We start from the raw sequence: 17,995 nt of genomic DNA, 5'->3' as shown, positions 1-17,995 counted from the left end.
TAAATACTCCTTCCCAATAGAAAAAGCATCTCATTACTTCGAGATGCTAATATAAAATCTGATATTGTATTATAATGAAAACATTTTTATAGATGAAATAATAGACATCAACTTATACACATCAACTTTTGACCAAGATTCAGGATCATCTCTTCCATGTAAAACCCTATTTCTATTCAATAGTGGTTGTCTATATTGCGTAAAATCATCACCTTTAAAAACCCCATTTTCAAGTAATGAAATTACTGATGCACCCATAATATAAGCTATACCCTGTGGCCCATACTTTTCTTTAATAGACTGATCTGCTACTTTTATTAGTCGTCCACCTATTGCATTACTTTCGAAGTTAATGGAAATTTCATGTTCTATTGAGGATACTAGCGCTGGAATGATTGGTTTATATAGTCCATTTTCAAAAGATTGAAAACATTCTTCATAAAATCCCTTCCAGTTATCAGAACTTTGGGTAATTATAAATATCTTTTCGGCTATATATAATTCCGAATCTTTGTTCTCGAACAACTCTGCAAATAGAGCATCCCTTACCTCTTGTCTGTCTTCAGTTCGTGCTATCTCCCTGTACATACTAAACGACATTTTAGATGAAAGACACCAACCATACTTTGCGTTACTTTTACATTCATCGGCAAACCGTTCGTAAAAATCGGACCAGTCAATATTCGGAAGTATAGGTTGTGGAAATTGAATTTGTGACAATGCTATTTTGGGTGTAGCTATTCGCATTAATTCTGTCGCTGATCTGAACACATTTTGTAAAGAAGGCATTTGCATCTGATAGGATTCACTGATTAGCTCAAAAGTTCTAGTAATACTCTCGGTATTACTTTTCGATTCATCCAGACTTGGTTGTTCCAAATCCAAACTCCCCCCTCTCGACACAATCATTTCTCTATTCAGTATCGTACAGGTCGTTCTAGTGGTCAAGGAAGAAATTGTAGAAGGAGCAGTCCTCGCCGCTTGCTTCGTCCGATTTTACGAAAACCTGCGGACAAAAAACAAAAGCCAGGGTTCGATCTCCTGACTTTCGATTGATTAACTCCTTATTTATTATTGTTCGAAACATTAATTGCAATATATAATAACAGTCCAAAAGCTGCTCCACCAAGTAATACTAAACCAAACTCACCTAAGAGCAATGACAAATATGCTATGGCCATCCCCAAAATCATGAAGCCTATTATTTTCATGAATTCCCTCCTTGATATCATAATTCGACGATAAATGGGAAATCCCTTGTGTTGAGTTGGTTTTCAAACTACATTCCTTTAATTTAATCCACTTTTCAATATATATTTATTTAACACTTCACCTGGTTTTGTGATCTTAAAGTTTTCTTCAACCTCGGCAGAGCTACTAAATGAAGGATGATCATCGTCTATGCTCAACTCTACATCATTGATTTTACTCAATAGCTGATTCGAAACAGATTTTTCTATTGTTAACATTACACTTTCCTCTTCAAGTCCTTCATTATTCAACGCTTGAATAAACTTACTTCCCCATAAAACAGTATACTTATTTTCGCCTTTCATTTGTATATATCGACAAATAAAAACATAATTAACTATATCGTCATCAAAGAATTGTGATAATGCCTGCAGGCCAATTAAATCAATATGACTTATATTAGCTTTATCGTCAATCAAAGAACTAAACAATGTTCCCATAATTACACACGCTTTCGTTGAACGCGCAAGCATAATTTTAGACAGAGTATCAGATAGAAACTCTGCTTTCCGTTCATTGTTAACGTATTTAATAAGTCGTTCAATTTGGTCAACGTTTGGATCTTCATTATCGAATCCTTTTAAAAAGGATTCGAATCTTTTTTGCATTATTAAAGAAGAGATCTTTTTTACAGCCCCTATAAACTGAACAGTATCCCCTGCGATTTCAAGATACTCATTATCAAAAATCCCTTCTTTTAAATTCAAATATCGTTTTATCTGATTTTCTAGCAGATCTATTTTGTCAGTTACAAGTTCAACACTCTTACCATTTGACATTTACTACTCCCCCTTTGACAATAACTAAAGTTTACTTTCGACATCAATCTTCCAAATCCTTCAAATGTCAAAATTAAAGACCACCTCTTTCAGAGCGGTCAAGGAGGGTTGAGGCGGTTAACCTCATTTGGCACAATACCAATATAGCACGGTAATAGTTGCAATAGAGTTGCATCTTGTAGGCAATGTGGAGGCACTTCATAGGCAAATTTAGAACTTGTCGTCATGCTCAAAGAATCCGAGCAGCTTAAGCGTATTGGCCATGCTTTCAATGCCCTTGTTGATTTTGCGCCTTACTGTACTTGCATCACCTATTGAACGTCTGAGATAGAGTGCCGTTTCTTTGAAGCTATGCCCTTCCATATATCTATAATCTATCGCTACTCGCTCATCTATATCTTGTATCAATGCTGCCGCCCTCTGGAGATGACGAGTATAGTAACTATATTGTTCGTACACCCAGCGTTGCTTTTCAAGCAGTACAGCAGCATTGGCCGTCTTATCCGCATGTAAATCTTCCTGATCGATGCGACGAGCAACTTCTCCGTCGATGGCCACTTGCTGCATTGCTTTTTCATTCTGTTCAAAGTCGGACATTAAACTAACCATATGTGTATATTTCTCAAGCCAAAACCTCGTCCGCTCAATCTCTTGTTTATTTGCAATAGGAAATAATTCTGATTGTACCATAGCCATCCCCTCACCATTCCCCATTTATGCTATACTGATGGTGAGAATTAACGTCAGATCCCCCACGCCGCCGGCAAGCTAACGTGAGGGGTCATTTTATTTTTTATTGGACTTACTTACTGCGCTATCTATCTTCAGCCCAAGTCCCCAAGCTGCTTGATGCTTTGCGAAATCACACGTACTTATTTCAAGAATGTTCCGCAAAGCTGCTTCCATCTGCCTGATTTTCTCTTGCTTACTCATCTATTTGCTCAATGTCCGTCAATTTCCATGCGTAACGACCTGAACTATATTCGCCGAAATAATACTCGTTATCCAACGTATTGAAATGAGTATTACGTTTATCTGATTCCAACAGGACCACGCCACCTATAACATCATGCTTAACCAAAAAGCATTCATTTAATTCGGCTGTAGCAACAACTGCTCCAGTAGGCAGGTTGTCCACCGTATACCCATACTTAGCTAGCACTGACTTAATTGGTTCCCGTTCGCAAGCTTCTCGATCAATCTTCTTCGCTGCATGTATAGCTAATGCCCCTCGATACTTTGTCGACCAGCTGCGCGTTTCAAATCGCTTCGCTCCGATCGCAATTAGCGTAGCCCACGGCTGATGTATCGTAATTGCTTTCATTTCTCATTCTTCCTTTCGCGCTTTTTCTCTCCGATCTTCTTGTAGATGTCCGCCAGTAAGATTCCCGTTCGAGTCAGTTCAGCATCTTTCTGAATAAGTCCTCTTCTATTCATGATCGCGAGTTGTCCCCTCGTCACCAAAATTAAATTATCTGGATTAAAGTTACGACGGTTACCATCACCAAAAATAACAACGTATCCTGTTGGAACAGCTCTTTCATTATGTTTTTCCCAGATAACTAAGTGCTTCCCGCGCCATTTATTAGGATCAGCAATCTTGATGTCTACATAATCGTCTGTGTTAACTCTTTCAGTACCCACAGGCATATAATTTTTGGGTATATGTCCTTTCTTAAATTGCGTATCTTCTCCACCAATCCAGTATTTCTTTATACCTTTATTGAATGGAACTCGTCCAGGTTCAAATCTCCCAGTCAACCCACTGCTCAATCTGTTGTTTTTCTTAAATGATTTAATTTGAGACACTTTTATAGATAAACCAAAATGACTATTAAATAAGTCTGTCAGTTCTACGTTACTTCTCCCTTCAACGTGTTTAACGATGAAGTCTTTCTGTTTTTTAGTGAATAAAATTTCTCGGCCAGTTGCCCGGCCGCTTGGAACGTGGCTTTTTATCTTGTGATTCGATTTGAAATTCTTTATCTGATTTTCTGTGAGATTAGTTCCAAACCGTGCGTTAAATAAATTGGTAATCTCATCGTTATATCTGCCTGGTGCAAATTTCTGGATAAAATCCTTATGTTCTGACGTATACCGAAACATTGACTAACCCTCCAGCATCTTAGGGAGTTTTGCATCAGCATTAATGCTACCATCAACAATTTTTCTCGCTTTCAACACAAGAGAACCATTTGATATGATCTGTGAGGCCACGCTTGTAACTGCCTTAGCGCGGTTAATTTCCTCGTTTAGCTTCTCTCCAGTAAGTTCCTCTTCGGACAAACGCTCCAATTGAGCGAACAAATGATTATTCAAATCGCCTAATGTATTACGCATTCTCTCACCCCACCTCACGAAGATCTGATAGTGCTTCTGATGCTGATTGGATATGCTGATCATTGTAAAATCCGAAAAATCGATGAATGAATGCTGTAGCATCTTGTCCAGGATGAAGCTCTGTCAGATCAGCTGTAACGAAGTTAACAATGCGTTGCAACAACTCGAACAATTCTAGGGCTACTCGCTGCCTGTCAATCTCAGCTCCCTCAATACCGTGTCCGAGAGACTCCAAAGCATCGTATATTCGAGTACGTTCGATTATTGCTACTTGAACTGGCAATATCGGAATATGAAATGTGATCATGCCTGTATCTGTGCTGGCCGCTTGCCCAATCGTTTTTAGTAAGTCATTACGATTTCCTTTCAGTTGAGCTATTTCAGCTTGTAGATTTGCGATCTCTTGTTCCTGTGCCTCTGAACGTTGTTCTATTCGCTTTAAGATTTCCTCGCCTGCATCGGTTCGTTCCAACTCATTCACAACTTCGGCATGCCATTGTTGATCAGATCGTGCTTCCACCTTTTGTTCAATCTGCTCTGAAACTCGCTTGTCAACTTCTTTCGCTTCTCTCGCTGGTGCTAATAGCTCCAATTCACATTCCTCAGCATCAAGCTCACGAATACCCCATTCTTTAAGCAGTTCATACGCACGCGGTTTCGCAATGCCAAGTGAGTTGATAATCTGCGTTCTCTTCTCTCCGTTTAATCTACGCTGCAGGTACTGCTCTTTCGTCAAATCAATCGGCTTAGCCACCTTAGCCAATTCCATCGCCTCCTCCTCAGTCATCTCCCAATCCTTGAGTTGTTTTCTGAACTCTCTTGGATCGTTATTAAAATGTTTCAGAATAATATCTCCCCTGCTGCGGCCCTCCGCCACAGCTTGCAAATACTGTTCCTTTGTCATCGTGCGTTCCCACTTCCAAGTTCTTGGTCCTTCATTCTTTTCTCGTGCCTTACGGTCCATCTCAGCGATCTGTTCTGGCGTCATGAAATATGATTTAACTTGGCCAAAACCATTCTCCCTTTTTTCCACTACCCACACCTCCTACGATCAGCGCAGATGCATACTCCGAAGAGTACACATCCGCTGAATAATGTTATGCAGCTCCACCGTATTGCTCTTTAACCCGAGTCTTATACTTAGAGAACGCAGCACTTAGAACAGAACTTCTAGTACCAATGGAATTTGCGATATCCATCCACGTTTCCCCGTCCTTTTTACGTTGTAACAGTGTCGGAAAATCGAACGGAATATCTTCAAACTGCGGTTTTTCTTGTAGAATGAAAGTGTCCAAATCATCAATAACAGGTACAGGCCCACTGTCGTTCGACGATTCACCCATGACTTCCTTTTCCCAATCGCTAAGCTCATCTTCTGTACTCTGAACTTCTTCCTGCTGCTCCCCATCTTCAAAAACAATGTCGTCACCAACATCATTTTCAATTTGTTCCTTTTTGTCGCTGTCCGTTTGTTCTTGGATTTCTTCCGACTCTTCCGCTTGTTCGACAACCTCAGCTGCAACACCGCCATCTTGGCGCCATTCATCCCATTTGGCGGCCAATGGAGCAACAGATTCACGATATTCGTCTATTAGATCAACGATTTTTCCGCTACTAATGCCATACTCGTTTGCTAGTCTAAGATAGGTCTCTCCGTTATCTATGCGCTCGATCCAATCGTGAATTGGGTAAAATTCTTTCGGACGAGGAGCAAGACCTGACAATATAAATTCATCTACTACTTCACGGCTGATCTCCTCTGGAATATTTTCGATAGGATCTGCTTTTTTAGGTACACCTAAATCCAGTTCCAATTGCTCGCCTTCTGGCTTGATTTCTGATACGACACCATGTTCGTCAACTTTATAGGATTTAATCGGTTTTTCTGTACGTGCATTAATCTCGACATTGTAACGAACTACTTCTGACTCAATCGCAATTAACACACGCTTACCGCTCATCCGTTTCAGCATATCTAGCTTACCTGCGATAGCATCTCCCTCTGCTACAATTGTAAAAACGACATCATCAACTGCAACAAATTTTTTCAACACTGCTTCAAACTCTGTATATGCCATCTCATTCACGCTCCCAGCTTTCTAATTTTCACTTCAATTCGTGGTCTACTGCTATATCTTTTTCGAGCGTAAGCATCAACTACTTGACTATCGTCTTTCCACATAACACCTTTAAGTGCATCCTTGACGCCCTTCAGATAATTATCTGCATCAGGCTTTGTTGTCGGATAAATTTCCCCTGCTTCTGCAGCTGCTGTTTTGCGCTTACTGAAGCTTTTTGGAATAGAACGATAAGCGATAATCATAACGGCCAATGGACCTTCTAGCAGTTCGCTTGGCGCATACTCCGCTGCAGCTATCTTCACATAGTCTTTATAATCACGAGATTTCTTAGGATCATAAGCTCTCGCAAAACCTCCAGCAGTTGTGAACTTAGGACGTCCTTGTGCGACCGGTTCTCCGTAAACTGTGAACTGTATCATGCTCCCTGCTGCCCCCTATACATGTCCGGATTCTGCCAACCTTTATTTTTCGGCTCAGGCGGTTCTGGAGTAGTGCTATAGCTTTGTTCAAGGTTGACGAATTTGTTGAACTGTTTCAGGAATGCCAGCTCAACCGTACCTACCGGACCATTACGCTGCTTCGCAATAATGATTTCGATGATGTTCTTCTTGTCCGATTCTTTGTCGTAGTAATCATCCCGGTAGAGAAACGCTACGATATCCGCATCTTGTTCAATCGCCCCCGATTCACGAAGGTCTGACATCATTGGACGCTTGTCTGTTCGTTGTTCTACGCCACGGCTGAGCTGAGATAGTGCAATAACCGGTACTTCAAGTTCCCTAGCAATTTGCTTCAGCGTACGAGAAATCTGCGAGACTTCTTCCTGTCGGTTGCTTCCACGGCTCCCGCGACCTTGGATAAGCTGCAGATAATCGATTACAATCATACCTAATCCTCGCTCTTTTTTTAACTTGCGACACTTTGTGCGAATCTCGTTTACCGTAATTCCTGGTGTGTCATCGATGTGAATATTTGCGTTTGATAGCAGCCCAACTGCAGTAGACATCCGCTCCCAATCATCACCTTCAAAACGACCTGTACGCATTCGTGTTGCGTCAATCTGTCCTTCAGCACACAGCATACGCTGTACTAGCTGACCTGCAGACATCTCTAGGCTAAATATAGCCACCGTTTCATTTGCTCTGACGCCAACATTCTGCGCTACATTGAGTGCAAAAGCTGTTTTACCTACCGACGGTCGTGCCGCAACGATGATGAGATCATTACGCTGAAATCCTGCGGTCATACGGTCCAAGTCAATGAAGCCGGAAGGGATACCGGTTACGCCCCGATTGATATCCTTGGTGTTGTAACGTTCTTCCGCCTCTTCCCAAACTTGTATAAGTACCTGCTTAATTTCAGTAAATTCTCGAACAGGTGTCGTTTGATCATTCAGCTGTGCAAGTGCCGCTTCCGCCATCGCAACAAACCCACTAACATCTTGTTTTTGTGCGGCTTCTTTTAGCAACGACAATGCCGTATCAATGTTTTGTCTGCGGAGAAACATTTCTTTCACTCGTTCAGCGTAATCTCCGAAGTTTGCTGCTGTCGGAACAGAACTTGCTAGATTTGACAAATACGATACGCCACCAATGGAATCAAGCTCTTCTGAATCTTGTAAGTATCCAGTAAGCGTGATAATATCAATCGCTTTTTCTTCTGCAGTAATGCGACTCATCGCTCGATAGATTCGTCCGTGAGCTTTATCGAAAAATTCACCACCATGTATTGTCTCTTGCGTCAAATCAAATATTTCTGGTTTAAGCAATATAGCACCAAGTAACGATTGTTCTGCTGGAATATCACAAGGTGTTTCAATGCCTAAAAACTCGTCGAATGTGCTCAATCTGCTTCACCTCTTAACAACCGACGTCCATGTTCCCAATACCCTTCTGGCGGCGGTGTTCCGTCTGCTCCCCATGCATCGAGATTAGCAAAGTGTGCAGCTGTAGCATCCTTACTCCGCTGGCCATCCATCTGATCGCCCAGTCTGCCCCGTATATCTGCAATCAAAGGTGGAAAACGATTAGTTTTGATGTGCTCTTGCACATTTTGCATAGCAGCTTCAAACGGAAAATCTGAAAGATATTTATAATGCCGATCTATATTTTCATCACCGGAATCAAAATTCGGATAGTTTTCGACAAGCTCTGCAATAATCAAAATAACTTCGTTTTTAGTCATGTTGTCCCTCCCTCTGCTAGTCGTCTTAATTCGGCAGCTCTACTGCTACGCTGTTGTTGTTTCGTCTTCTGATCAGGAGCCCTTGCATTCTCAGTTCCTTTCTTCTCCGTCTGAATATCAGGACCACCTCGTTCTTTATATCCCTTTAACACACCATGCACATAAGCCATGTTACGCTTGTCCGGTCCTTGACGATATGCTTCTCGCATTGCCTGCAGTAACCAGTCTCCACCATAATCGTCGAACAATATGGAAAACTCATCAACATCGAACTGCGTGACCTTGCCACCAACAACGAAGTTCTGCTGATAAGCTCTCCATACATTTCCGTAAGAATAATCATGCTTCGATTTCGGTTGTGTTGTTGTAGTTGTAGTAGTTCTTTTTTTAATAATAGCTTTAATAATTGTTTTAGAGAGCTGAAATCGCTTGATATAACAAGGATATTCGCGTGTCAGAGTTACCTTTTTAGTAACCGACGAGTTCCCTTTTCGGTAACTGCTTAGTTCCCTTTTTAGTAACCAAGTTACTTTTTTAGTAACTTTTTTCGGTTCCTCTTTTGGTAACTCAGTACCCTTTTCAGTAACTTTTTTTAATAGATTTTGAGTCTTGTTTTCAAGGTTAAGTGCGATCAAATTGTTCATATTACTCGGTTCGAATTTGTCAACATGTTCCACTTTCCACTTGTCATAATGCTTATTGATCTGAAATATATTTAACGATTCATCCCATAACAGCACATTCGCTTCAACGAGCGCTGTAAGCTCTTTACGAATATGACCTTTACGAATACCACATAGCTCAAAATGCTTTAACATAGGAATGATTGCCGATGGCTTTCCGCATCCCCAACTCAACGTGAGGATGAAATCTATGATGACCCGTTGTCTTTGTGTAAATTTCCTCCGGATCAAATTCCGATGAAAATCATGCGATATTCGAATATGTGCGTCTGTTGGCTGAGGGTTTACACTGGAATCCACCGGCTTTCACCTTCCTAAATTACAATGATCTTCGTTGTTGTCGTATAACGATGAACTAAGTGCAAATGTGTTGGTAAACTTTTAACTACTAACCAGTTTTCTGCGTTTAAACCTGCCATATGAATCAATTGTTTTTGACGGCGTGTTGGTCGTTTTCCTTTCTTCATCCTTTGACCTGCATCATATGGATGTCCATTACGCCATGCCTGCCGTGATACATGAGCATGCCGGCAGTAATTCCTTTAGATGCTTGTTCTAGAATATCTCTAAGCATAGTTGGTACTTCTTCCGGGGATTTAGCTTGCTGTGCTGCGTGAGCCCCGAGAATTCTAGTAACTTCTTGAATGACTTGCTTTGATGCACCATCTGCTGCAGCCTGGTCCATCAACCGTTTAATTTCGATACTGTATTTATTCAAATTGATCGCTCCCTCATAATTTGATCTTGCCATTCTTTTGGCCATTTCGGTGGTCTACACCGACTGGCCAATATTTCAAAATACCTTTTCCCGTTTGCAAAGGAGACGAACCGCTTGGTCAGCTCCTCGTAATAAAAGCCTCTTAACTCAGTCTGATTATGCACTTGAACAGACTCGTCCAAATTAAATAAGTCTAGCTGCTCCACGCTCAAACGCTTCGCCTCCGATCATCACGCAACCAAATGATACGATGCTTGTAATTGACTCTTACTACCGTCCAGCCAGGATAACCCCGCTCGAAGTATTTCCTTACCTCTTGTTTGAATAACTCCAAATCTTGATGATATAGTCCCCATATCCGTTCTGAAACACCTGATCGACATAGTGGCACGCCATAATCATCGTAGATAGGATCAAGCAACTAATATCTCAACTCCACCATCGTCATTATCAAAACGAATTACCTGGTCAAATGCAGCTTGTGCATCCTCAATGTGGGTTATGACAAGCACTCTCTTAAACCTACTAGCAACTGATTTGATAGATTCCAAAACGAGGGCACGATGTTCAGCATCTTGACTGCCTAATCCTTCGTCGATCGTTAGCCACTCAACCTTACTGCCAGCACGCTGAGCTAGAAGCTCTGCTAGTGCAAAACGAATTGCATAGTCAATACGAAGTTGTTCGCCACCGCTGAAGGTCTCGTATGGTCTCTCACTTGTCCAGTCGCCAATTAGAATATCAAGTGTTTCTGTCACACCAGCACGACTCTTAAGTTCGCGTTGCGTTTCGAATCGCACATAGTGCTTGCCTTTACTCATCTGACCAAGGATTTCATTGGCAATGCGCTCGAGCTGTGGAACAGCATTTTCTATAATTAAAGCTGGAATACCGTCTCGCCCGAATGCTTTTATGAGCGTCTGATACCTTGTCCAGCGAAGTGCTTTTGGCTCTAATTCACTAACTAAATGATTGTGTTCTTGCTGGTCCAGCTCAATCGCCTGAAGAATTACCTTTATGCCGCCGATCTGCTCAGCTAAAGATGTTAGTTGCTCACGTTGTTCTTGTAACAGACTTTTGGCATGAATGAGTGACGTTCCGATACGCTCATAATCAAGTGTGTCGATCATCAAACGATCTCGTTCCTGCAATGCATCGAATTGTTTGCTTTCTATCGCAGATATTGCTTTAGCAATGGAAGCAAGTCGCTCTGTAGCAGTTACCTTGATTTCACGAGCGACAGCAATTTGATCTTTAAGCTTTGCCCATCGTTCCAATTCAGTTACTTTTGCATGTAACTCTACTAAAGGCGCTAGCGATTGTTCCAGTTCTAATAGCTGTTCTTGTAAGGTATCTAATCGCTTCGTTTCCATAAGTTTTCTATTCTGTTTTTCATGTTGTTGTTGTTTAAGTTGCTGCAGAAGTTCTTCCTTGCTTGACAACTGCGCATATGCAGCAACTGCTTCTACAAGTAGATCCACTTGTACTTTGCATGCTCGATGTGCAGCATAATCATATCCGAGTGCTTCTTGTTCCATTTGCTTATTAGCTATCAAAACTGCTAGCTGATCTATTTCTGTTCTATCAAGTGCAGCCAATATCTGTTGTAGTTTAGGAAGTTCTTCTAAAGCTAATGCAGCAGCTTGTTGATATTTACATGTAGGTAAACATCCGCTATCGTGTAAATGTGTTGCTTGTTCTTCAAGTGCAGCAATTCTATCGGTTAATCGTTGCTTTTTTAGCTTATACTGTGACTCTTCTCGCTCTTTCTTACTTGATATATCCGATAGTTCAGCACTTAATAAATTCCATGTATCTGCTTTAACTTCCCAATCACGTAACTTTACAATTTCTTTTTCGTAGCATTCATATTGTTCACGCAATGCTTCTCTCCCAGCTAGTTCTTGCTGTAATTTCGTAATACGATCATCCAATTGAACCAAGTTATCGTCCAGTTGCTGTAGTTCTGTTTGTGACGTAAGAAAATCAGTTTGTATTCGAGTTAGTTCTGATTTCCGAGTTTCCAAGGACAATATCTGTTGCTGGATTTTTTCCAACTCTGCTGATTTCTCTAAAATGTTTTCTTCATTCTCAAGTATTTTTTTCGCACGTTCTAATCGTTCCGACTGCACTACTTTTTCTTTCTGCAAACTATCTTGTTCCTCATCTAGCGTAAACAGTTCTTTATTAATTTGTTCAATTCGATTCTTTTTGGTATCCAGCATAGCTAGCTCAGTTTCTGCTAATTTGATGGTGGTTTCCTCTTGTTTGATGTTTTCCAATACACTAATATGTTGTGCTTCAAGCAACAATAGTTCTTGTTCTTTTATAGGTTTTATAGCAATCCGTTCTTCTAGCAGTAGCATTTTGTCTTTCATTTTTTCGATATCTATATGCAATGAACTCGCTTGCTGACGAGCGCATTCCTGTAATTTTTCGTAAATATGAAGTCCAAGAATCTGTGATAAAATCTCCTTACGCTTACCAGCAGTTGCCCCTGTAAATGCGTTGGCTTGTCCTTGCAGTATCATAGAGCTAGCTGTGAATGTCTCATCGTCCAAATTGAGCAAGTTACGAATGACTGCCTCAGTATCGACAATTTTTTCAGCAGAACGACTTTCCCACTGACCGTTGACACGCTTCTGTAATTCGAGCGTTGACTTGCCTTTTCCCTTGGTGCTACGTGTTCGAATTGCTCTGTACACATTGCCCTGGTGCTCAAACTCAAACGTTACTGACATATCTGACGCACCTCGTCGTACAAGATCGTCCAGGCTAACACCACTGATTACATCGCCAAACAGTGCATATCGTGGAGCAATCGTAAAGGCTGATGATTTGCCAGCCCCGTTACGGCCTGCAATAGCAGCTAAGGAGACAGCCGACAAATCGATGTCGGCATGTTCAATTGCTCTAAAATTATGAATAATAAGTCGTATAGGAATCATCCTGCAGCATCCTCCTTATTGAACTGCTTCCACTCTTCAGGCCAAACGTATTGGCCATCAATCATCTGAACAACAATATGATCGCCACTATCCGTTATACGTACTTCACGAAACATTCCCGTTCTACCGTGTAGTTGCGTGTAATGAAAAACTTCTTCAGCCGAATTAAGCGTTACAGAAGGAGTGTGCCAACCATCAGGCTCAGGGTAACAGTAGCCATAAAACTGTTCATTCCGTTGAATTTCCTCTACACATATAGGAGAATCGCAGAGCGTTCGAGTGTCATCGTACCATCCACAAGCTCCCCACTCATGTACACATGCATTGTTCTCAGTACAGCCGCAGACCCTACATATTCTTGGATTCAAGCCACTCATATACTTCCCTCCAATAACTCAGTAGTCAAAGCTTGAAGCTCAACGATCTCTGCTTCTTTAATTTCCTGATTAGTTCCCCATACTCCTAACGCTGTTAACGGGTTTAGACCCTCAGTAACTTCTGCATCGCGAATGCGTTCCGATCTCTCAACCTCAGCACGTATCTCAGCTACAAAGAATGCACCAGCATCATACAGAGCCTTTTCCAGCGATCGCCGATCAAATTGCTTTTGTAACTCTTCACTGCAAGAATAGCGAACACGGATGATTGCGTCTTGAATATCAGCAAAATCATCTACTTGACCATCCAGCCAAGCCGCAATATCCATGTCGCACCAATCAATCGTCTTGAACTGTCGTGCTGGTGTTGGGATAAATGTAGAAGCTACAATCAGCTTAGGAGCCGGTGGTATTTCGTGAATCCAGAATCCTGGTGTCGTGTGCTCGTCTCCAAAGTTATGCCTTTCTGGTGCACCGCTATAAAATACATTAGTACCAGCTCGTTGCGGTCGATGTATGTGACCAAGACAGACAAGGTTAAACATTTGAGCTGCTTCATCCGTTAGAATAGGCTCATTCTGTAGTAGAGCATCTTCGAACCCGGTATCAGCTAAATCATAGGTAAGGTGGGATAGAAGAATAGCCGATTGACCTTCTACTTCCTCACGCATATATGCACATTCTGCAGTAATATCTGCCGTCATCTTTGTATGAAATTCATGTGGTGGTAACCCTGTATAACGTGAATTTGTTGCAAAAGACGATCTGTTCATACCGGGAAGACAGCAGATCGCTATATCTCCGTAATTCGTAGTAGCAGGCTCTGTAAACACTTCCACACCAGGTATCTGCATCTCTGCAATCAATAGATAAGCACTTATTGCATCGTGCGAAGGTGTACCGCTAATGACAATTACCTCGAGACCAGCAGCGGATAGCTTGCGGAGCCAAGCAACAAATGCTTGAATCTCCGCAGTAGCTCTATCAATAAACACACGTGCATCCTTAAATGCATCGCCAGCAAACAATACCAAATCACAGCCCTCTCCAATAATCTGATCAGCTACCCAATCCATTGTTTGAGTAATATCTTCAAAGCGCGATTCTGGATTCGGACCAGGATAGCCAAAACCCCAGTGACTATCTGCAACGTGGGCTATTTTCATCGGAGGTCCTCCGGCAGATCGTCGAAACTGATATCATTTTGACTGTCATCAGCTTCAAGATAATCGCCAACTGTTTTCCAATCAGCTTCTGCAGTGATATCAGCAATAACTTTTTTAATAGGCCTTTGAAGTGCTTCACTCGCTGCGTCCGCCAGTCCGTTCCAATCTAGCCCCTGCTGTTTCATCAGATTCAAAACTCGATTCTTCTGGGCAGTTCCGCCAGTAGATCGGTTGCCACCTTGGTAACGACCGCTATTAGCATTGGCTGTGCGACCTTGCGCACCTTGTTTCCTTTCTTCTTTTGGAACGTCAGCATATTCGTCCATTTCCGATTCTTCTTGTGTAAATATTCCACTTGAACGGGTACATTGAAGGGTAACGCCCACAAAAGCACGTTTGTAAGCCATTTTCAAAACTGTATTCCATTGCGAAAACATATCTTCGTTGGGAATACGATACTGCTTATATGGACCATAAGAACCATCTTTTTCTTCAAACAACAAATCTTCTTTAGCTAGGTGAACCGGTACTTTATTTTCATTAACCCAACGCCAGCGATACTTCGATTCATATGTGCTACACTCACCAACACCCTCTCCAACAACTATTCCTGATGCTCGATGGACTAATTGAAGTGTGTAGCATACCCGATAGTACCCCGTATCAAAGTCGCGCTCTTCTTCCTTGCTTTTGACAATAGCGGCAAAACCATAGAGCTCACACAACTTCTCAGCTCCAGGCTTGTACAGGCTTGGCTTTTTAGTACCAGGAACAACACCGAAATCTTCGTCCTTAACCATAATTTTTTGGAAAAACTCTTGCAGAAAATTGTACTTTTGCTCCATATCAACCAGCCTTTTACGAAAATCAGCCACGCTACCGAACTCAAGATCAATAATTGCCCCTCCCCCGGTGTTTCCACCGGAGGATTGGGGCAGTACCTGAAGATTTGCTTCAGACAATTAAGCCGCCCCCTTTAAAAGATCCGCTACTGTTTGTAGTGCTCTGAACTCGTTGTACAGTAAAGCCAAGTGATTCTTAATTCGGACAAGATTATATTCCGCTTGGGTAACTGCTTCATGTTGCTCTGATGTAAATGAACGCAACTGAGCCGAACGGATTTCCGCATTCTTACCGTCAATCGCTCCGGAAGTAAGGAGTACATACTCATGTCCCTGCAAAGCATTTTTCGCGTCCTGTACAGCTTTGTTTGCTGAAATTACTGCTTCCTCAGCTGCAGCGATCTCTTTCGGCAGCGCTAAAAGTCTTTCAATAATTGATTGTTTGTTCATTATTGTTGCCTCCTCACAGCCCCCATGTTAAAATGAGAGCAATTAATTTGTTTTGTGATAGTCCGTTACCGCGGGCTATTTTTTTGTTGCTCTGCAAAATTAAACACTTCAACTTCTCTACCGTCAGGTGCTACAACAACCCTTCCTTGTCCAAGCGTTCCAAGCAATCCATAGGCCACCCAGTCACAACCCTTTCCTGTAACCTTGCGACCAATACATTGCTGGTAAGACATATTAGCTGCTTCTTGCTGAGCAATACCGGCATCTACAAAATCCTGCGGAGACTGGCTGTTTTGACAACGTGGACATGTGAATTTCCACTGTGAAGTTTTTTCTCCGAATCGTTCCATTGCTTCGTTACGCCATTCATCAAGTGTTTGTTTGATCATGTCTATGCCTCCTCGCAATCTTCACAGCTTCGCGGATAACCCGGCTCCTCGCCATCGATATAACTCCCACAAACTTTACATAACAAACCTTCAAAAACCATTTCAGCAGCTTCGCCCATCGTAATCCTCCTTTTTTTTATTGATGCGTCAACCGCATCTCAGAACACCGAACTTGGGGGTGTAAGTTTGATGCTCTGAGACAAGGTTGAACCTTGTCCGATAACTAGATACCTGCTTTCCTTGCCATACGCCTGATGATTTCTTTACTATATTGCTTGCCTTGAAATTCAACCAAATCTTCTAAAGTGCCACTAATCACGCAACCAGGTTGATATTTTCGTAGAATAATATCCTGATCTCTTACGTAAAACTCAATCGGTTCACCTTCATTCATTCCGAATGACTTTCTCATTTCTTTCGGAATAACCACCCGTCCTAATTCGTCTACACGTCTTACAATTCCAGTTGCTTTCATTTATATCGCTCCTCTTTATAATTACTTAAGCAATCTGCTCAGTTTCTATTAGTTTCCCTGGTGGATAATGCTCGTCTAATATACTATCTAGTACTTCAGCTGCCTCCAACATTTGATATGGGTACAATTGCAACCAACTATTTAATTTGATTAAGTCGATGCCACCGCCAACTGATTGGCATTCTATTAATTCGTCAATTGCTTTACGTATAGTATTAATTTCACCTGGCTTATCAGGATGTGGAACGTATGTCATGTCGATCACCTTTTTCTTTTCCTGTATTGCTTGCTTTAGTTTCGAATGCTACAATAGATTTCAAGAGATTTTTCAAATTGTTTCGAAGTGATGCTCGCCCTGCCCGGCGGGCATTTTTCATTTCTATTTCTGAAAACCGAATCATATTATTCAAATACACTTCCATACCATCACGCTTATTTTGATTTACTCGTTCTGGATGCTTGTCCATCCAGCGAAGATTATGTTTCGCTGCTTGACCTGCAGCCAATGCATCCGCAGCTAATTGTTCTCTCGACATTTCAATCACCCTCCTATAAAACTCATAAACTGCTGTAATAGTGTAATCCCATCCATACCCAACATAATTGATACTGCAATGGCTGGCTCCCCAGTAACACTGACCAACCGCATTAGCGTCGGCACATCCAACGTTTGCTGATCATTCTCCAGCTTTCCGATTGCGCTGCGAGACATATGTAACTGATCCGCAAGCTCCTCTTGGGTCCAACCTTTTCTAACTCTGATAGCTTTTACGATCACACCAAAGTTCAAGTTGATTCCTCCCTTCTCTAAATTCGAGAGGACTTGCAGGTGTTTCTTGCTGTAAAATTAAGTTATATTGTTCCCCTACAATCCCCATCGCCGCCGGAACGGCTAGCAGATCGGCGGCTTACCCTCAAACACGTACCAATAAAAATAGATATTTAAGATTTCCACGAGTAGCATCAAGCAAAATCCAGCCATCTTCTAACATTTCATTTACTTGCTCTTCATCAGAAGTTTGAAGTATTTCCTTTACATCCGAAAATCCGATTTCCAATTTGCTCACCTCATTTCATATGTCCTCACCTCTTTCACGCATCGACTTTACAACCTGCCAAGCAACGTGCCAGTGATGAGCAATGGCTTCCTCAATTTCTTCTGGGGTTTTATCGCTGTATGAATTGTCTGCGAAGTGTATAACTGTATCTCCGTTATGAATGGTCTTTACAATATTTGCATCTCCATTGGCAAGACGAACTATTTCTTCCCGTTTAGTCTCACGTTTCTTTTTTGCCATAGTTACATCCCTCC

At 41.7% G+C, this 17,995-nt stretch carries 29 protein-coding genes; all 29 read right to left on the bottom strand.

Annotated features, from left to right (window positions below; genetic code table 11):
* Window positions 1-69 precede the first annotated feature (69 nt).
* Window positions 70-879, bottom strand: a complete 810-nt coding sequence (locus ACFSTH_RS08200) for a hypothetical protein (RefSeq protein WP_377772447.1) — start codon at window positions 877-879, stop codon at window positions 70-72.
* A gap of 185 nt (window positions 880-1,064) precedes the next feature.
* Window positions 1,065-1,211 (bottom strand): hypothetical protein, encoded by a 147-nt coding sequence (locus tag ACFSTH_RS08195; RefSeq protein ID WP_377772449.1) that lies wholly within the window; start codon window positions 1,209-1,211, stop codon window positions 1,065-1,067.
* A gap of 78 nt (window positions 1,212-1,289) precedes the next feature.
* Entirely contained in the window at window positions 1,290-2,030 is a 741-nt protein-coding gene (locus ACFSTH_RS08190) for a hypothetical protein (RefSeq protein WP_377772451.1), read from the bottom strand.
* Between the two features lie 210 nt (window positions 2,031-2,240).
* Window positions 2,241-2,720: a hypothetical protein gene (locus ACFSTH_RS08185; protein ID WP_377772453.1), complete on the bottom strand. Its 480-nt coding sequence runs from the start codon at window positions 2,718-2,720 to the stop codon at window positions 2,241-2,243.
* Between the two features lie 96 nt (window positions 2,721-2,816).
* Window positions 2,817-2,963 (bottom strand): hypothetical protein, encoded by a 147-nt coding sequence (locus ACFSTH_RS08180; RefSeq protein ID WP_377772455.1) that lies wholly within the window; start codon window positions 2,961-2,963, stop codon window positions 2,817-2,819.
* Window positions 2,956-3,354, bottom strand: coding sequence for an ASCH domain-containing protein (locus ACFSTH_RS08175; RefSeq protein WP_377772457.1), 399 nt, complete (start codon window positions 3,352-3,354; stop codon window positions 2,956-2,958). Before ACFSTH_RS08175 ends, ACFSTH_RS08180 begins: the two co-directional genes overlap by 8 nt.
* Entirely contained in the window at window positions 3,351-4,136 is a 786-nt protein-coding gene (locus tag ACFSTH_RS08170; RefSeq protein ID WP_377772459.1) for an HNH endonuclease signature motif containing protein, read from the bottom strand. Before ACFSTH_RS08170 ends, ACFSTH_RS08175 begins: the two co-directional genes overlap by 4 nt.
* A gap of 3 nt (window positions 4,137-4,139) precedes the next feature.
* Complete coding sequence (locus tag ACFSTH_RS08165) at window positions 4,140-4,370, bottom strand: hypothetical protein (RefSeq protein WP_377772461.1); 231 nt, start codon at window positions 4,368-4,370, stop codon at window positions 4,140-4,142.
* Window positions 4,371-4,374: 4 nt separating this feature from the next.
* Window positions 4,375-5,403: a hypothetical protein gene (locus ACFSTH_RS08160; protein ID WP_377772463.1), complete on the bottom strand. Its 1,029-nt coding sequence runs from the start codon at window positions 5,401-5,403 to the stop codon at window positions 4,375-4,377.
* A 64-nt stretch (window positions 5,404-5,467) separates the two neighbouring features.
* Window positions 5,468-6,448: a hypothetical protein gene (locus ACFSTH_RS08155; RefSeq protein ID WP_377772465.1), complete on the bottom strand. Its 981-nt coding sequence runs from the start codon at window positions 6,446-6,448 to the stop codon at window positions 5,468-5,470.
* A 5-nt stretch (window positions 6,449-6,453) separates the two neighbouring features.
* A complete protein-coding gene (locus tag ACFSTH_RS08150; RefSeq protein WP_377772467.1) occupies window positions 6,454-6,870 on the bottom strand; it encodes a RusA family crossover junction endodeoxyribonuclease in 417 nt (138 codons plus the stop codon).
* Window positions 6,867-8,297, bottom strand: coding sequence for a replicative DNA helicase (gene dnaB, locus ACFSTH_RS08145; RefSeq protein WP_377772469.1), 1,431 nt, complete (start codon window positions 8,295-8,297; stop codon window positions 6,867-6,869). The genes ACFSTH_RS08150 and dnaB overlap by 4 nt, the downstream gene beginning before the upstream one ends.
* A complete protein-coding gene (locus ACFSTH_RS08140) occupies window positions 8,294-8,635 on the bottom strand; it encodes a hypothetical protein (protein ID WP_377772471.1) in 342 nt (113 codons plus the stop codon). The genes dnaB and ACFSTH_RS08140 overlap by 4 nt, the downstream gene beginning before the upstream one ends.
* On the bottom strand, window positions 8,632-9,618 hold the full coding sequence (locus ACFSTH_RS08135) for a replication protein (protein ID WP_377772473.1): 987 nt from the start codon (window positions 9,616-9,618) through the stop codon (window positions 8,632-8,634). The genes ACFSTH_RS08140 and ACFSTH_RS08135 overlap by 4 nt, the downstream gene beginning before the upstream one ends.
* Before the next feature lie 14 nt (window positions 9,619-9,632).
* Window positions 9,633-9,785, bottom strand: a complete 153-nt coding sequence (locus tag ACFSTH_RS08130; protein WP_377772475.1) for a DUF6906 family protein — start codon at window positions 9,783-9,785, stop codon at window positions 9,633-9,635.
* The gene (locus ACFSTH_RS08125) at window positions 9,782-10,069 is read right to left on the bottom strand and encodes a hypothetical protein (RefSeq protein WP_377772477.1); all 288 of its coding nucleotides are present in this window, start codon (window positions 10,067-10,069) and stop codon (window positions 9,782-9,784) included. The genes ACFSTH_RS08130 and ACFSTH_RS08125 overlap by 4 nt, the downstream gene beginning before the upstream one ends.
* 175 nt (window positions 10,070-10,244) lie before the next feature.
* Window positions 10,245-10,457 carry a hypothetical protein gene (locus ACFSTH_RS08120; RefSeq protein ID WP_377772479.1) on the bottom strand — a complete coding sequence of 71 codons (213 nt, stop codon included), beginning with the start codon at window positions 10,455-10,457 and terminating at the stop codon, window positions 10,245-10,247.
* Complete coding sequence (locus ACFSTH_RS08115) at window positions 10,450-12,984, bottom strand: AAA family ATPase (protein ID WP_377772481.1); 2,535 nt, start codon at window positions 12,982-12,984, stop codon at window positions 10,450-10,452. The genes ACFSTH_RS08120 and ACFSTH_RS08115 overlap by 8 nt, the downstream gene beginning before the upstream one ends.
* Window positions 12,981-13,361 carry a hypothetical protein gene (locus ACFSTH_RS08110; protein WP_377772483.1) on the bottom strand — a complete coding sequence of 127 codons (381 nt, stop codon included), beginning with the start codon at window positions 13,359-13,361 and terminating at the stop codon, window positions 12,981-12,983. The genes ACFSTH_RS08115 and ACFSTH_RS08110 overlap by 4 nt, the downstream gene beginning before the upstream one ends.
* Window positions 13,358-14,527, bottom strand: a complete 1,170-nt coding sequence (locus ACFSTH_RS08105) for a metallophosphoesterase family protein (protein WP_377772485.1) — start codon at window positions 14,525-14,527, stop codon at window positions 13,358-13,360. The genes ACFSTH_RS08110 and ACFSTH_RS08105 overlap by 4 nt, the downstream gene beginning before the upstream one ends.
* On the bottom strand, window positions 14,524-15,489 hold the full coding sequence (locus ACFSTH_RS08100) for a hypothetical protein (protein ID WP_377772487.1): 966 nt from the start codon (window positions 15,487-15,489) through the stop codon (window positions 14,524-14,526). Before ACFSTH_RS08100 ends, ACFSTH_RS08105 begins: the two co-directional genes overlap by 4 nt.
* Window positions 15,490-15,819: a hypothetical protein gene (locus ACFSTH_RS08095; RefSeq protein WP_377772489.1), complete on the bottom strand. Its 330-nt coding sequence runs from the start codon at window positions 15,817-15,819 to the stop codon at window positions 15,490-15,492. It lies immediately after the preceding gene.
* A gap of 65 nt (window positions 15,820-15,884) precedes the next feature.
* Window positions 15,885-16,208, bottom strand: coding sequence for a VVA0879 family protein (locus tag ACFSTH_RS08090; protein ID WP_377772491.1), 324 nt, complete (start codon window positions 16,206-16,208; stop codon window positions 15,885-15,887).
* A 223-nt stretch (window positions 16,209-16,431) separates the two neighbouring features.
* Window positions 16,432-16,683 carry an AbrB/MazE/SpoVT family DNA-binding domain-containing protein gene (locus tag ACFSTH_RS08085; RefSeq protein WP_377772493.1) on the bottom strand — a complete coding sequence of 84 codons (252 nt, stop codon included), beginning with the start codon at window positions 16,681-16,683 and terminating at the stop codon, window positions 16,432-16,434.
* A gap of 25 nt (window positions 16,684-16,708) precedes the next feature.
* The gene (locus ACFSTH_RS08080) at window positions 16,709-16,939 is read right to left on the bottom strand and encodes a hypothetical protein (protein ID WP_377772495.1); all 231 of its coding nucleotides are present in this window, start codon (window positions 16,937-16,939) and stop codon (window positions 16,709-16,711) included.
* Window positions 16,917-17,219 (bottom strand): hypothetical protein, encoded by a 303-nt coding sequence (locus ACFSTH_RS08075; protein WP_377772497.1) that lies wholly within the window; start codon window positions 17,217-17,219, stop codon window positions 16,917-16,919. Before ACFSTH_RS08075 ends, ACFSTH_RS08080 begins: the two co-directional genes overlap by 23 nt.
* 5 nt (window positions 17,220-17,224) lie before the next feature.
* Window positions 17,225-17,473 (bottom strand): helix-turn-helix domain-containing protein, encoded by a 249-nt coding sequence (locus tag ACFSTH_RS08070; protein WP_377772499.1) that lies wholly within the window; start codon window positions 17,471-17,473, stop codon window positions 17,225-17,227.
* 124 nt (window positions 17,474-17,597) lie between these two features.
* Complete coding sequence (locus tag ACFSTH_RS08065) at window positions 17,598-17,750, bottom strand: hypothetical protein (protein WP_377772501.1); 153 nt, start codon at window positions 17,748-17,750, stop codon at window positions 17,598-17,600.
* Window positions 17,751-17,756: 6 nt separating this feature from the next.
* The gene (locus ACFSTH_RS08060; RefSeq protein ID WP_377772503.1) at window positions 17,757-17,981 is read right to left on the bottom strand and encodes a hypothetical protein; all 225 of its coding nucleotides are present in this window, start codon (window positions 17,979-17,981) and stop codon (window positions 17,757-17,759) included.
* Window positions 17,982-17,995 lie beyond the last annotated feature (14 nt).

The sequence above is a fragment of the Paenibacillus yanchengensis genome (assembly GCF_042684845.1).
GTDB lineage: Bacteria > Bacillota > Bacilli > Paenibacillales > Paenibacillaceae > Pristimantibacillus > Pristimantibacillus yanchengensis.
This window is presented reverse-complemented; position numbering and strand designations above follow the sequence as displayed.